Here is a 14,886-nt window from a genome sequence, read left to right on the forward strand (position 1 = left end):
CGGGGTACGGCCTCAGCGGGCGTAGTCCTTGGTGACGTCCTCTATGAACGCCCGGCTCTGCTCCGCGTTCAGCGCCTGGGCGCGGAGGTGCTCGTACAGGACGCTGTAGCTGTGCACGTCGTTGGCCTTCTCCAGGTAGAGGTCGCTGGTGACGCCTTCGAGGTAGACCACCGTGGAGTCGGCCGTGTCCGGGAACTCCAGGATCGCGTACTGGCCGTTCACCCCCGGATGCGCGCCCATCGCGAAGGGCATCACCTGCACCGTGACGTGGGGCAGCCGGGAGAGCTCGGCCAGATGCTCCAACTGCTCGATCATGGTCTGCCGGCCGCCCACCTCGCGACGCAGGGCCGACTCGTCCAGCACCACCCACAGCCGCAACGGGCTGCGGCCGGCGACGATGCGCTGCTGGCGCCGTATGCGCACCTGCACCCGCTTCTCCATGTCGGACGGCGAGGCCTCGGGCAGCGCCCCCGCGATCACCGCTTGCGCGTACCGCTGGGTCTGGAGCAGGCCGGGCATGATCTGGGGTTCGTAGACCCGCAGCGAGGCGGCGTCGGTCTCCAGACCGATGTAGACGCTGTACGGGATGTCCCCGAAGGCGTGCCACCAGCCCTGCTGGCGGGACTCCTTGGCCATCTGCATCAGCGAGTCCACCATCCGGCGATCCTCGACCTCGTAGACACCGCAGAGGTCGCGCACGTCGCGCTGGTTGATGCTGCGCCGGCCGTTCTCCAGCCTGCTGATCTTCGACTGGGACACCAGGAGGCGTTCGGCGACCTCCTCGGCGGTCATCCCCTTCTCCTCGCGGAGCTTCCGCAGCTCCTGGCCCAATCGGCGCCTGCGCACTGTCGGATTGACGTTGGACGCCACGGGACCAGCCACCTCCGCTGTCAAGAATGGGACCTGCGGGGCGGTTCCCGCGGTTCCCGGCGGGCGCTCGGACGCTTCTCCCTCGGGAGTCGCGGGACAGCCCACGGCCAGCAGGTTGCCATCAACGGTGCGCGACCGGCGGTGCTTTGACAACAATCGACCACGGAGTGTGCAAAATCGCACGCACGGGGTGGTGGTCCGACCGCCGTCCAACGGTCGGACCACCACCCCATGCTTCCGGCGGCTCCCGGCTCGGTGGTGTGCTCAGCGGGCACCGGCACGGGCCATGCCACCGGCCCGCCGTGCCTGCTCCGGAACTCCGCGCGACGCCATCGCGGTGGACGCCGCCGTGGCCGTCGCCCGTGGGGCACCGGGCCCTGCGGGCGGCGGACCGGCGGAAGAGCGGCGCTGCTGTGCACCGACGCCGTTCTGCACGTCCATCACCGCGTGGGCGACCAGGCCGCCCATCGGGTCGTGCCGGATCAGGTCCCGCAACCGGGAGCGGCAGGACCGCCCCTCGTTGCCGGGATAGAGGTGCTTGCCGAGACCGACCGCGTGGGCCAGCGCGGCGAGCGCCGCGGTCCGGGGATCCGGCGGTACGCCGGTGCGGATCGCCGAGTCCAGCCGGTTCTTGATCTCCCGGCTGATCGCTGTCTCCGTCGCCTGGTAGCGCGTCGTCGGCAGCACTCCGCACATCTGGCCCTCCACGGCATGCACCATGCCGCAGCGCTCCAGATGCGAGAGGTAGGTCTGGCGCAGCCCGAGTCGGGGCCCGCCTATCCAGTGGACGGCGCGCACCGGCCTGCCGCGTCGGCGCAGCAGTTCCAGTGCGGAGTCCAGGGTCGGATCTCCTGTCGGCCGTGGCAGCACCACAGCGATACGATCCCCATCAGGGGCTATCCGTCCCGCGAGAGCCAGCTCCACTAGCTGGGCCCCGGCGAGACCGAGGTCGAGCGATTGCGGCTGCGCTGTGGTGCCCGTCGTCGGGTCCAGAGCGAGCAACAGCAGCTCTTCCGGAATTGTTCTGCGGCTCCTGCCCATCCATGCCTCCCCGCGTGGATGGAACACAGGGTGACCCCTCTCACAATGTTCTGTCGAGGGTGCCTGGTGGTTTTGTGGGGGAACCGGTAGATATGTCGTTCCCGTCTGCCCAGTGGGGCGGCCGGTTGCAGCAGGTCGCCCGACGATCAGCCGGCACCGCACAGGACACTGGTGATCGGAACGGCGAGCGCGGAATCCAGGAGGCACGGTGGCGGGCGAGTCCCCCGGCAGGGCAGGACAACAGGAGTCGTCGGGGGAGACGACCGACAGGGGCGGAACAGTTCCCACGAGCCGCGAGCGGTCCGACCCCCGCACGGCGTTCGGGCACCCCGGCGACGGGTCGGCGAATCCGGAAGCGGAAGCTCCGGTGGAGCCGGAGCACCCCGCCGGTACGGAGGCCGCGGATGCGCCCGAGGAGCCTGCCGGTACCGACACGGAAACGACGGACGCCGAGAACGCAGGGAAGGCCGCGGACACGGAGAGCTCCGGTACGGGGCCGGGTGCCGGGGACGGGGTCCCCGGTGCGGGCGGCGCGGAGGGTGCCGGGAGCGGTACGCCTCCCCAGGGCACCCCGAACGCCCGTACGGCCGCGGAGACGGCCACCGAGGACGAGGAACCGGCTCGGGTACCGGCGGAGCCCTCCGGGCCCGCAGCGCCCCCGTCGGGCCCCGTCCCGAAGGGACTCGGAGAGACGGCGGGCACGCCGGTAGGGGATTCGGGCACGACGGAGGCGTCCGACGGGCGTTCGCGCGCGTCCGGCCCCGGACCGGAGACGCAGGAGGACCCGAAGCCGGGCAACGCCCCGGACGCGGCGGAGCCTGGGCCCGGGCCGAAGCCGAAGGCGGACGAGCGGAACGGTCCTCCGGGCCCCTCGCCGGAGGCGGCCGAAACGTGTCCGGACGCCCGTGACGGGAGCGACGCCCCGGACGAGGGCCGGAGGCAGGACGAGACCCCGCCCCCGGTTCACCGGGGCAAGGACGAGGGCAAGGACGGGGACGGAAGCCGGAAGCGGCCCGCGTGGGGCGCCCCGGAGACGGACGCGGACGGCGAGACGGACGCGGACGGCGAGGCGGACGCAGCCGGGAAGCCGGGCGCGGGCGGGACGACGCCGGTGACCGGGAAGGCGGGCGCCGCCGGCAAGGCGGCGGACGAGTCGCCGGCCGAGCGGACGAGCCAGTTCGTGCCGCTCCGCTCCAGCGACGACCCGCGCACCTCCCCCGCGGCGAAGCGCGGCTCCAGCACGCCCTCGGACACCGGGTTCGCACCGGCCGGCGGGAAGCCGGACGCCGGGCGGACGCCGTCGGCACCCGGCGCCTCGCGGGAGGCCGGGGCACGGGAGAGCGAGGACGGGACCGCGGGCCCGGGGCCGATGCCGGAGGCGGCCGAGACGACCGGGGTCGTCCCGGAGCCGGAGCGCACCCGGCAGCAGCCGCTGCCCGGCGAGCGCCCGCTGGACCTGCTGGCCCAGTTGACCAACAAGCCCGCGCCGCCCGAGACTCCGCTGCGCACCGCGGTGCGGCGGGTGAAGATCTGGTCGCCGCTGGTCCTGCTGCTGGCGGTCGTCTTCGTGACGGCCCAGTGGCTGCGCCCGCTGCCGGAGCCCTCCCCGGAACTCGACGGCATCGCGTCGAGCCACACCTTCGAGGGGGCCGAACCGTCGGTGGACTGGCCGGAGTCCGGGCAGGCGGCACTGGACGTCGAGGGGCTCGGCTCGCTCGGCACCTCCGGGAAGCAGCAACCGGTGCCGATCGCGAGCGTCGCGAAGACGATGACCGCGTACCTGCTCCTGCGCGACCACCCGATGGAGGCGGGCGAGGACGGGGAGGCGATCAAGGTCGACGCACAGGCGGAGAAGGACGCCGGGCTGTCCGAGCAGGGCGAGTCCACGGTCGAGGTGTCCTCGGGCGAGACCCTCACCCAGGCCGAGGCCCTGAACGCCCTGATGATCGCCTCGGCGAACAACGTCGCCCGGTTGGTGGCGCGTTGGGACGCGGGTTCGGAGAAGGAGTTCGTCGACAAGATGAACACCACCGCCGAGGAGCTCGGCATGGCGAACACCACGTACACCGACCCCAGCGGGCTCCGCGAGGAGACGGTCAGCACGGCCGAGGACCAGGTGAAGCTGGGACGGGCCGCGATGAAGTTCGAGGCGTTCCGGGAGAGCGTCCGGCAGCCGTCCTACGTGGACCGCAACGGCAAGCAGCAGAACAACTGGAACCAACTCGTCCCCTACGACGGCACGGTGGGCATCAAGACCGGCACCACCACCGCCGCGGGCGGCAACCTGCTGTTCGCGGCCGAGAAGGAGGTGGCCGGCACCACTCAGCTGATCATCGGCGCCGTGCTGACCCAGCCGCCGGCCGGTCCGGGCAACTCGATCCTGGAGGGTGCGCTGAGCGCCGGCCGCGACCTCATCGACTCCGCCGGTGCAGCGCTCGCCTCCGAGCGGATCGCGGAGAAGGGCGACGTGGTCGGAGTCGTCGACGACGGCCTCGGTGGCCGGACCCCGGTGGTCGCGACCGAGGACGTGACGGCCGTCGGCTGGCCGGGCCTGGAGGTCGGGCTCGACCTGGCCGGGCGCGGCGGCCCGATCCCGCAGGAGGTGAAGTCCGGTACCGGGGTCGGTGTGCTGACGGTCGGCTCCGGACCCGGCCGGGTCGAGGTCCCCGTCGCGCTGGCGGAGCCGAAGGCCGAACCAGGCCTCGGGGCGAGGCTGACGCGCATCCTCTGACGCCCGGGGTTGTCCGCCGTCCGGGGCCGCGGCCCGCCGCCGCCCCGGACGCGCTCGGCCGGACGGGAGGCCCGTACGCCCCGCCGGTCCTCCCGTCCCGTGGCAGGGGCAGCGTCGTACCCTCGACTGATGACCTCAGACGCGCAGGGACCGACCGCCAACGCCATGCGCCGCGCGCTGCGCCGGGCGGCCGACGGTGTCGCACTGGACACCGCCGAGGCCGCGGTGCTGCTCCAGGCCCGCGGCGCCGATCTGGCCGTGCTGAGCGCCTCGGCCGGACGAGTCCGGGACGCCGGGCTGGAGGCCGCGGGCCGACCGGGTGTCCTCACCTACTCGCGCAAGGTGTTCATCCCGCTGACCAGGCTCTGTCGCGACCGCTGCCACTACTGCACCTTCGTGACGGTCCCGGGCAAGCTGCGCCGGGAGGGACACGGGATGTACCTCTCCCCCGACGAAGTCCTCGACATCGCCCGCCGCGGCGCCGAACTGGGTTGCAAGGAGGCCCTCTTCACACTGGGGGACCGCCCTGAGGACCGCTGGCCGGAGGCCCGGGAGTGGCTGGACGCGCACGGCTACGACGACACCCTCGCCTACGTCCGGGCGATGTCCGTGCGGGTGCTGGAGGAGACGGGCCTGCTCCCGCACCTCAACCCCGGCATCCTGACGTGGACGGACTTCCAGCGGCTGAAGCCGGTGGCGCCGTCGATGGGGATGATGCTGGAGACGACGGCGACCCGGCTGTGGTCGGAGCCGGGTGGACCGCACCACGGCTCCCCGGACAAGGAGCCGGCGGTCCGGCTCCGGGTGCTGGAGGACGCGGGACGCTCCAACGTGCCGTTCACCACCGGTGTACTGATCGGCATCGGCGAGGACTACGAGGAGCGGGCCGAGGCGCTGTTCGCGATGCGCCGGGTACAGCGCTCGTACCACGGGGTGCAGGAGGTTATCGTGCAGAACTTCCGCGCCAAGCCGGACACCGCGATGCGCGGCATGCCGGACGCGGAGCTGACGGAACTGGCGGCGGCGGTCGCGGTGACCCGGCTGGTGCTGGGCCCCTCGGCCCGGGTGCAGGCCCCACCGAACCTGGTGGACGAGGAGTACGCGTTGCTCATCGGGGCCGGGATCGACGACTGGGGCGGCGTCTCGCCGCTCACCCCCGACCACGTGAACCCGGAGCGGCCCTGGCCGCAGATCGACGAACTGGCCTCCCGGACGGCCGACGCGGGCTTCGAGCTGCGCGAACGCCTGACGATCTACCCGGAGTTCATTCAGCGCGGCGAGCCATGGCTCGACCCCCGGCTGCTGCCGCACGTGCGCGCGCTGGCTGACCCGGAAACCGGCCTGGCCCGGCCGGACGTCACGCCATCGGGCCTGCCCTGGCAGGAGCCGGACGAGGGTTTCGCCTCCTTCGCCGCGGGCGGCAGCGGACGCACCGACCTGCACCGCACGATCGACACCACCGGGCGCACCGGCGACCGCCGGGACGACTTCGACGAGGTGTACGGGGACTGGGAGGCGCTGCGGGAGCAGGCCGCGCCGGGCATGGTGCCGGAGCGGGTGGACACCGACGTACGGGCCGCACTGAGCAGGGCCGCGGACGACCCGACGCGGCTGACCGACGCGCAGGCGCTGGCGCTGCTGCACGCGGGCGGCCCGGCACTGGACGCGCTGTGCCGGATCGCGGACCAACTGCGCCGGGACACGGTCGGGGACGAGGTGACCTACATCGTCACCCGCAACATCAACTTCACCAACGTCTGCTACACCGGCTGCCGGTTCTGCGCCTTCGCTCAGCGCCGCACGGACGCCGACGCGTACACGCTCTCCCTGGACCAGGTCGCCGACCGGGCCGAACAGGCCTGGGACGTGGGCGCGGTGGAGGTCTGCATGCAGGGCGGAATCCATCCGGACCTGCCGGGGACGGCGTACTTCGACATCGCACGCGCGGTCAAGGAGCGGGTCCCGGGCATGCACGTGCACGCCTTCTCCCCGATGGAGGTGGCGAACGGAGCGACGCGCACCGGCATGTCGATCCCGGACTGGCTGGCGGCGGCGAAGGAGGCCGGGCTGGACTCGATCCCGGGCACGGCCGCGGAGATCCTCGACGACGAGGTGCGCTGGGTGCTGACCAAGGGCAAGCTGCCGGCGGCCACCTGGATCGAGGTGGTGCGCCACGCCCACCGGCTGGGCCTGCGCTCCTCCTCGACCATGATGTACGGCCACGTGGACCAGCCGCGGCACTGGCTGGGCCACTTCCGCACACTGGCCCGTCTCCAGCAGGAGACCGGCGGGTTCACCGAGTTCGTGACCCTGCCGTTCATCCACACCAACGCGCCGGTGTACCTCGCGGGCATCGCGCGGCCGGGGCCGACGGACCGGGACAACCGGGCGGTGACGGCGATGGCCCGGCTGCTGCTGCACCCGCACATCACCAACATCCAGACCAGCTGGGTGAAACTGGGTGCCGGGGGTGCCGCGGAGATGCTCCGCTCGGGGGCGAACGACCTGGGCGGCACTCTGATGGAGGAGACCATCTCCCGGATGGCGGGCTCGTCCTACGGCTCGTACCGCTCGGTCAAGGGCCTGGTGGCGATCGCGGAGGCGGCGGGCCGCCCCTCGCGGCCCCGGACGACGGACTACGGCGAGGTTCCCGAGGAGCGCCGGCGGGCCGCGCTCGCCTCCGACGGCCACTTGCCCGAACTGCTCCCGGTGCTCGGCGACTGAACAGCGGGGCGGCCGCGAGCACCGGCGCCGGAGCCACCGCATCGCGGGACTCGTCACCGGCTCCTCGGGGGTGGGCCGGCGGCTCGGAGCGCCGGGTGGCACCGACAACGGCCGGTTCGGTGCTTGCCCTCGGCCGCGGGGCGGGGTCGGGTGGGGCTCTGCCGGCGGACCGGCCCCCTGATCCCGGCCCCGCCAGTCGTTTACAGTGCTGATCCGGACAGGGGCGATCGAGAGAGAGGGACGCTGTGACCGGTTCTGGCCGTTCCGGCAACGCGGCCGTCTGGGGACGGGCGGAGCAGCAGGACTTCCGAAGCCGGGTCCGCGGCTGCCTCCTGGGGGGCGCGGTCGGGGACGCGCTGGGCGCCGGTGTCGAGTTCGAGTCGCTGGCCGCCATCCGCGCGGCGCACGGCGCCGAGGGGGTGGGCGACTACGTCCCCGCCTACGGGCGGCGCGGGGCGATCACCGACGACACCCAGATGACGCTCTTCACCGTCGACGGCCTGATCCGGGCCCATGTCCGCCGCGACGCCGGCGCCTGGCACCCGCCCACCGACGTCCACGCGGCCTACCGCCGCTGGGCCGCCACCCAGCGGGACTGGGGGCCCGACGAGCGGAGGAAGGACGACGGCTGGCTGGCCAGGCAGGAGTGGCTCTACACACGGCGCGCCCCCGGCAACGCCTGCCTCACGGGTCTCGCGGACGCCCGGATGGGCACGCTGGAGCGGCCGAAGAACCCGGACTCCAAGGGCTGCGGAACCGTGATGCGCTCGGCACCGTTCGGGCTGCTGGTCGGCTGGGAGCCGCAACTGGTCTTCCAGCTCTCGGCGGAGTGTGCCGCGCAGACCCACGGGCATCCGACGGGCTACCTGGCCGCCGGGGCCTTCTCCGTCATCGTGCACGCGCTCACCCGCGGGGACTCGATGGACGCCGCGGTGCAGCAGGCGCTGGCGCTCCTGTCCGTCCGCCCCGGCCACGAGGAGACGACGGACGCGCTGAAGCGGGCGCTGGGCGCGGTCCGGCAGGGGATGCCGACCGCGGAGCGGGTCGAATCGCTCGGCGCGGGCTGGACGGCGGAGGAGGCGCTGGGGATGGGGGTGTACTGCGCACTCGTCGCAGAGGACGTCCGGCACGGCCTGCTGCTGGCGGTGAACCACAGCGGCGACTCCGACTCCACCGGCTCGGTCTGCGGCAACCTGCTCGGCGCGCTGCACGGCGAGACCGCGCTGCCGCCCGCCTGGGTGACGGAGCTGGAGGGCAGGGCGACCATCCTGGAGCTGGCCGACGACTTCGCGATGGAGATGACGCAGGGCCCGGCTCTGCACAGCCCGGCGACGTCCTCGCACTCCCCCGGCTGGCTGCAGCGCTACCCCCGCGTCTGAGAGGGTGCGTCCCGCGCCGCCCGCAGGGGAGCGCGCGCCGTCGCGAGGTGCGAGGCGGCGCCGCATGTGGTGGCCTCGTACCTCTTCGGGTCAACAGGCCTGTACACAACTGCCCGTGGGGGCCGCTACAGGGCACACTGTGGGGGGCGGCAACCAGCGGGCGGGGAGCGGAACGAGGAGGGGGCACACATGGTCGCCGATCCGGGGGCGGGGCTGCGACGCGCGGTGCTGGGACCGGTACGGGCCTGGCGCGACGGCGAGTCGCTCAACACCGGTTCGCCCAGCAGCGTGCGCTGCTGACGGCACTGCTGCTGCGCGGCGGACGCACCGCCACCGCGCAGGAGCTGGTCGACGCGGTGTGGGGCGGGGAACCGCCGCAGCAGGCGCTCGCCGCACTGCGCACCTACGCCTCGCGGCTGCGCAAGGTCCTCGGCGCCGCTGCGCTGACCAGCGAGTCCGGCGGTTACGCGGTCCGTATCGGCACGGCTCACCTGGCCCCGGGCCGGACCGGCCACGGGTCAGCGGGGTCGCGGGTCAGCGGGGCCACGGGTCAGCGGGGCGGGTGCTGGGCCAGCCAGGTCGAGGCCGTCTCGGCCAGTTCGCCGTCCCGGCCGGCGAGCATCATCGCAATCATCTGCGCGTCCCCGCGCAGCGACCACAGCGGGTGCCCGAAGGTCGCCGGGTTGTTCCCCTCCAGCAGGAAGTGCGCGGGCCAGGCCGTGCCGTACCCGATCAGGGGGAGGGCCGCGGCGTACCGCTTCCGGCCCCGGGCCAGTCCGTAGAGGCTGATGCCGAGGCCGGTGAGGGTGCCGGTGAGGTGCACCCAGCGAGTGGCGACCCGCGCGTGCATGGCCACGTAGTACGGCCAGAATTCCTCGTACGAGGTGAACGTCCGATCCGTCATACCGGCACGTTAGCCGTCCCGGCCCGTCCGGGCCCACCCCTGCGGGGTGGGCCCGGACGGGCCGCCGGCGGTCAGGAGATCCGCTCCAGGCGGCAGTCGTCCACCTCGTCGGCCCGCTCGGGGCGGTCCATCTCCACCTCGACCCGGCGCGTGTCACCGCCGGACTGCAACCGGACGCGCGTCGTGCCGCGGTCCACCGTCAGGCCGTCGTCCCCGAGGAAGCGCACCTCGACCTGGAAGCTCCGCGACCGGTTGCCGGGCCGCACCCGGACCGTCGCGGCGGGCTCGTCGGCCTCGGCCCGGACGCACTGCACGACCTCGCCACTCGGTTCGCGCTCGCTGGAGGGGTAGCCGCCGGTCGTACCCCCCTTGTAACTACTGCCCTTGCTCGTGGTCGACTTCTTGCTGCACCCGCCGCCGCTGCTCCCACCGCTGCTCTTGCTGCCGCCCTTGCCACTCGAGGTCTTGGTGTGGCTGAAGCCGGTGAGTGCGAGCAGGACCGCGACGACCACGGCGATCAGTTTGACATGACACATGGAAGAGCCCCCGAAAAAACGTTCGTTTGTCGCGTTCACTGCAACCACCCGCGTGGACGCGTCCAGGCCGGTGCGGGGTTCCCCGGGACAGAGGAAGCGGCCCGTCGCCGGTCCGCTCAACTGCGTTGCTGACCGGTCCCCTTGGAGGCGTCGAGCGCGTACACGCAGCGATCCTTGCTGCACGCGTACACCACACCGCCCGCCACCAGCGGCGCTCCGGTGATCTCCCCACCGGTGGCGAGTTTCCAGCGCAGCTGCCCACCGACCGAGTCCAGCGTGTAGAGGGAGTGGTCGGCGGAGCCGAAGTGCACCCGGCCGTCCGCGGCGACCGGGGCACCGACGATGTCGCCGCGCGCCTCGAACCGGTAGCGGCCGGTGCCAGGCACCGCGTCGATCGTGTAGAGGGCCCGTCCACTGGCCACATGGACCAGGCCGTCGGCCACCACCACCGGCTCGCCGGAGGGCCGTGACTCGGTGGCGATCCGCCACCGGTCGTGCCCGCCGACGGCGTCCAGCGCGTAGACGGTGCCGAGGTAGTCGGCCAGATAGACCCCGCCGCCGGCCACCGCGGGGCCCGGTACGAAGGCGGGCGGGCACAGGAACGCGGCCGGGGCGTCGAACCGCCAGCGCTCGTGGCCGGTCGCCGCGTCGAGCGCCAGCACCCGGGACCCGGCGGTGACGTAGATCGCGCCGTCCTCGGCGGGCAGCAGCCGCACCGGGACGCCGCCGGTCGCCGCCGAGTCGCCGACCGGGTGGGACCACTTCTCGTCCCCCGTCCGGGCCTCCACCGCGTACAGTCGGCCGTCGCCCCACAGGTAGACGGTGCCGTCGTGCAGCACCGGGCCGTGCTCGGCCGCCTCGAAGTCGGCCTGCGCACCGGTGACCTTCCACAACTGCTCGCCCGTACCCGCGTGCCAGGCCTGGACTCCGCCGCCGCGAGTACCGGTGACCACGACCCCGCCGTCGGCGCGCAGCGAGTACACCCACGCGTCCACCGACAGCTTCCACAGCTCGCGGCCGTCACCGGCCGCCAGCGCGTACAGAGTGGGGCCGTCGGAGCCGTGCACGCGTCCGGCGGAGACCGCCATCGACCAGGCGACCTCGCCGGTCTTGAACTGCCTGCGTCCGGTGGCCACGTCGAGCGCGTGCACCTCGAAGGAGGTGACGTACAGCTGGTTCTCCACGACCACCGGAGTGCCCCACACGTCGTTGGACATCCGGAACCGCCAGGGCCGCCACCGGGGCGGCGCCGCGGCCGACGGGGCGGCGGGAGGCGCCGGGGGTGCGGGGGCGACGGCGGGAGGCGCCGGGGGCGCGGGGGCGACGGCGGAGGCACCGCTCGGCGGACGCACCCACTGGGTACCGGCTCCCACGTCCGGACCGCGGTTCTCCGGGCGGCGCGGTCCCGGGCCGATGTGCACCTGCGAGCCTGGCAGCCGCACCGGGTCGGCGCCGGGCATCGGGGCGGCCGGGCCGGGGGCGGGCGGATGCGGCATGCCCTGCGGGCCGCCCGGCATCGGCGGCGCCGCGACCGCGCCGGCCGGAACGGGCGGGGCGTGCTCGGGCGGCGGCGGGAGGTGGTCGGGGCGCGGCGGCGGCGCGACGGGCGGGGCCGGGCGCTGCACCGGACGGGAGCGGCCGCCGCGCTTGCGCTCGATCAGCTCCACCGCGCCGCCCGGCAGCCAGGCGGAAGCGGTGCCGCTGTCGTCGCCGCCGGAGGAGAACAGGTGCGGGGCCAGTTGCGCCTGGAGGTCGGCGGGAGTGGGGCGGCGGTCCGCCTCGTGCCGCATGCACGACTCGATCAGCGGGATCAGCTCGTCCGGCAGGCCCTCCAGGTCCGGCCCCTCGCGCAGCAGCATGAAGACCGTCTCCACCGGGTTGGCGCCGTGGAAGGGCGCGTGTCCGGTGGCGGCGAAGACCAGAGTGGAGGCGAGCGAGAAGACGTCGCTCGCCCCCGTCACGCTCCGCGAGTCGCGCGCCTGCTCGGGCGACATGTACGCGGGGGTGCCCACGGCGACGTTGGTCATGGTGAGCCGGGTGTTGGACACCCCGGAGGCGATCCCGAAGTCGATGACGCGCGGCCCGTCCTCGACCACCAGCACGTTGGAGGGCTTGAGGTCCCGGTGCACGAGTCCGGCACCGTGGATGGACTGGAGGGCTTCGGCGATACCGGCGGCCAGCCAGCGCACGGCCTGCGCGGGCATCGGCCCGCACTCGCTGATGATCTCCTCCAACGAGGGGGCCGGCACGTAGGCCGTCGCGAGCCACGGCACGGCCGCCTGCGCGTCGGCGTCCACCACAGCGGCGGTGTAGAAGCCGCTGACCGCGCGGGCCGCCTCCACCTCACGGCTGAACCGGACCCGGAAAAGCTGGTCCTCCGCGAGCTCCGTCCGCACGGTCTTGATCGCGACCCGGCGCCCGGACGCCGAACGCGCCAGGTAGACCAGACCCATGCCCCCGGCACCCAGCCGGCCGAGCACCTCGAACGGGCCGATCCGCCGCGGATCGTGCTGCGTAAGCTGCTCCACCACTCTGCCTGCCACCTCCCCCGTAGGGGCTCGTCTGTGTCACCGCCCCCGGGCAGCTTCTCACCGCCGCCCGCCGACGCGTTTCGGAAGCTGATTCTTCCTGGCGGGACCGGCGGGGGCGAACCGGGGGGCAATTCGGTCGTGTCCGCCCACTCCCAGAGTTGCCGGCCGCGGCGGCAACGGCTGCCGCCATCGTACGCATTCGGCGGGAAGCCCCTGCTCAGGTGCCCTTCGCTCCCCCGGCCCCCGGGCCCTCCCCGGCGGCGGGCCGCTCCCGGTCCCGCGCGGACTCCGAGCCCGCCTCCGGTGCGGGACCCGCCGGATCGGCCGACTCCCCGGCGGCCACCGCGGAAGGCACCGCGGGCGTGGCCCGCTCCGCGGTGGTGGCGGTGTCCAGTACGGCGAAGACCGCGCCCTGGTTGTCGACCAGCACCGCGAACCGCCCGTACGGCGTGGTCTCCGGCGGGGTCATCGTCCGGCCCCCGAGGTTGCGCACCCTGCGCACCGTGGCGTCGCAGTCGGTAACCGCGAAGTAGGTGAGGAAGTGGGCGGGCATCTCGACGGGCAGGGTGTCGCCGATCATGGCTCGGCCGCCGATCGCGTACTCCTCGTCGAGCGGTTCCCCGGCCGGGTACCAGACGGCGAAGTCGAAGTCCTCGCCGCCGAGCTCCTGCACCTGGTGGCCGAACACGTCGGCGTAGAAGGTGTCCACGGCGTCCGTGTCCCGGGTGTGCACCTCGCTCCACGCGTAGGAGCCGGGGACGCCACTGCGGGCGAAGCCCTCCCGCTCCCCCGGCTGCCAGAGGCCGAAGACGGCCCCCGAGGGATCGGCCGCCAGCGCCGTCACCGCGGCCGGGCCCGGCACCGCCGGCACCGGGTCGGTGATCACCCAGCCGCCCGCGGCGCGGACGCGGGCCGCGGTGGCGACCGCGTCGGAGGTGGCGAAGTAGACCGTCCACACCGTGGGCATCCGGCCGTCGGACTTCTGGAGCAGCCCGGCCACCGGATCGTCGCCCAGCAGCGCGGGGGTGAAGCCGTTCGTCGCGCCACCGGCCGCGCGCTCGCGCACCCCGCGCGCGGGGACGTCCGGCGGCGAGGGGAAGGACCAGCCGAACAGCTCGCCGTAGAAGCGGCGGCCGGCGGCCAGGTCGGGCAGGGCGACGTCCACCCAGCAGGGCGTCCCCTCGGCGAATGCGGCCATGGCCTGATCCTTTCCTCCCGGACTGCGGAGCGGACAGCGGACGCGGACCCGACCGATCCGGTACATCCATCTCTGACCGCTTATGCACCGATACTCGCACTCCGTGGCGATTCGCACGCGGTCGGAGAGCGGTTCGGGGGCCCGGTTGAGGGGGGCAAACCCATTTGCATGCGGTCGAATAGCGCACGAAACGCCCGTCGGTAAGCTGACGGCATGACAGGACAAGTTCGAACTGTTGACGGACGGGTGGCCGGACGGCGTGGGCAGGCGACGCGTCTGAAACTGCTCGACTGCCTCGGTGACATGCTCAGCTCCTCGCCCTACCGCGACGTCAAGGTGATCGACGTCGCCAGACGGGCGGGCACCTCGCCGGCGACCTTCTACCAGTACTTCCCGGACGTGGAGGGAGCCGTGCTGGAGCTCGCCGACGCGACGGCGAAGGAGGGCGGCGCGCTCGCCGACCTGGTCGCCGGGCACTCGTGGAGCGGCAAGGCGGGACGGCGGAGCGCGGAGGAGCTGGTCGACGGCTTCCTGTCGTTCTGGCGACGGAACGAGGCGATCCTGCGGGTGGTGGATCTCGCTGCCGCAGAAGGGGATAAACGTTTCTACAAGATCAGGATGAAGACGCTCACCCCCGTCACCCAGACGCTCACCGGGACGATCCAGGAGCTCCAGGGCAAGGGCCGGGTCGCCCCGGAGATCAGCGCCGCCGGGCTGGCGGGCTCCCTGGTGACCATGCTGGCGTCCGCCGCCGGCCACCAGAAGGGCTTCCAGACCTGGGGCGTCAAACAGGCCGAACTGAAGCCGAGCCTCGTGCAGCTCGTACACCTCGGCGTCACCGGCCGCAAGCCCGCCCCGTAGCAGGGGGCGCGGCCCCCGGAGCCGCGCGTCCGCCGCTCCCGCCCACGGGCACACACCGCCGCGGTCCGCCCGGCCCGGGTGGCCCCGCCCGTCCCCACCGCACCGTCTCCG

At 73.5% G+C, this 14,886-nt stretch carries 10 protein-coding genes and 1 pseudogene; 5 read left to right on the forward strand and 6 right to left on the reverse strand.

The window, feature by feature from the left end; translation table 11 throughout:
• Positions 1-12: 12 nt before the first annotated feature.
• Both H300_RS0114050 and H300_RS0114055 read right to left on the reverse strand, forming a co-directional pair.
• Complete coding sequence (locus H300_RS0114050; RefSeq protein WP_028427943.1) at positions 13-870, reverse strand: Scr1 family TA system antitoxin-like transcriptional regulator; 858 nt, start codon at positions 868-870, stop codon at positions 13-15.
• 264 nt (positions 871-1,134) lie between these two features.
• Positions 1,135-1,911: a GOLPH3/VPS74 family protein gene (locus tag H300_RS0114055; protein WP_028427944.1), complete on the reverse strand. Its 777-nt coding sequence runs from the start codon at positions 1,909-1,911 to the stop codon at positions 1,135-1,137.
• Positions 1,912-2,278: 367 nt separating this feature from the next.
• On the opposite strand from H300_RS0114055, the gene H300_RS26840 reads away from it, so the two are divergent.
• The 4 genes and pseudogenes from H300_RS26840 to H300_RS30180 all read left to right on the forward strand — a co-directional run.
• Positions 2,279-4,642 carry a hypothetical protein gene (locus tag H300_RS26840; RefSeq protein ID WP_051270042.1) on the forward strand — a complete coding sequence of 788 codons (2,364 nt, stop codon included), beginning with the start codon at positions 2,279-2,281 and terminating at the stop codon, positions 4,640-4,642.
• A gap of 129 nt (positions 4,643-4,771) precedes the next feature.
• Positions 4,772-7,366, forward strand: a complete 2,595-nt coding sequence (locus H300_RS0114065) for a bifunctional FO biosynthesis protein CofGH (protein ID WP_078515989.1) — start codon at positions 4,772-4,774, stop codon at positions 7,364-7,366.
• 245 nt (positions 7,367-7,611) lie between these two features.
• Positions 7,612-8,745 (forward strand): ADP-ribosylglycohydrolase family protein, encoded by a 1,134-nt coding sequence (locus H300_RS0114070; RefSeq protein ID WP_028427947.1) that lies wholly within the window; start codon positions 7,612-7,614, stop codon positions 8,743-8,745.
• 189 nt (positions 8,746-8,934) lie between these two features.
• A pseudogene (locus H300_RS30180) lies at positions 8,935-9,221 on the forward strand (AfsR/SARP family transcriptional regulator); the annotation flags it as partial.
• Positions 9,222-9,295: 74 nt separating this feature from the next.
• On the opposite strand, the gene H300_RS0114080 reads toward H300_RS30180, so the two are convergent.
• From H300_RS0114080 to kbpA, 4 genes are all read right to left on the reverse strand, one after another.
• Positions 9,296-9,649, reverse strand: a complete 354-nt coding sequence (locus tag H300_RS0114080) for a DUF962 domain-containing protein (RefSeq protein WP_028427948.1) — start codon at positions 9,647-9,649, stop codon at positions 9,296-9,298.
• Between the two features lie 71 nt (positions 9,650-9,720).
• Complete coding sequence (locus H300_RS0114085) at positions 9,721-10,185, reverse strand: hypothetical protein (RefSeq protein WP_028427949.1); 465 nt, start codon at positions 10,183-10,185, stop codon at positions 9,721-9,723.
• Between the two features lie 116 nt (positions 10,186-10,301).
• Positions 10,302-12,713, reverse strand: coding sequence for a protein serine/threonine kinase AfsK (gene afsK, locus H300_RS0114090; RefSeq protein WP_037980388.1), 2,412 nt, complete (start codon positions 12,711-12,713; stop codon positions 10,302-10,304).
• 220 nt (positions 12,714-12,933) lie between these two features.
• Positions 12,934-13,914, reverse strand: a complete 981-nt coding sequence (kbpA, locus tag H300_RS26845) for an AfsK-binding protein KbpA (RefSeq protein WP_078515990.1) — start codon at positions 13,912-13,914, stop codon at positions 12,934-12,936.
• A gap of 213 nt (positions 13,915-14,127) precedes the next feature.
• On the opposite strand from kbpA, the gene H300_RS0114100 reads away from it, so the two are divergent.
• Positions 14,128-14,775: a TetR/AcrR family transcriptional regulator gene (locus H300_RS0114100; protein WP_037980347.1), complete on the forward strand. Its 648-nt coding sequence runs from the start codon at positions 14,128-14,130 to the stop codon at positions 14,773-14,775.
• The last annotated feature ends 111 nt before the right edge of the window (positions 14,776-14,886 follow it).

The organism is Streptomyces sp. TAA040 (assembly GCF_000424845.1).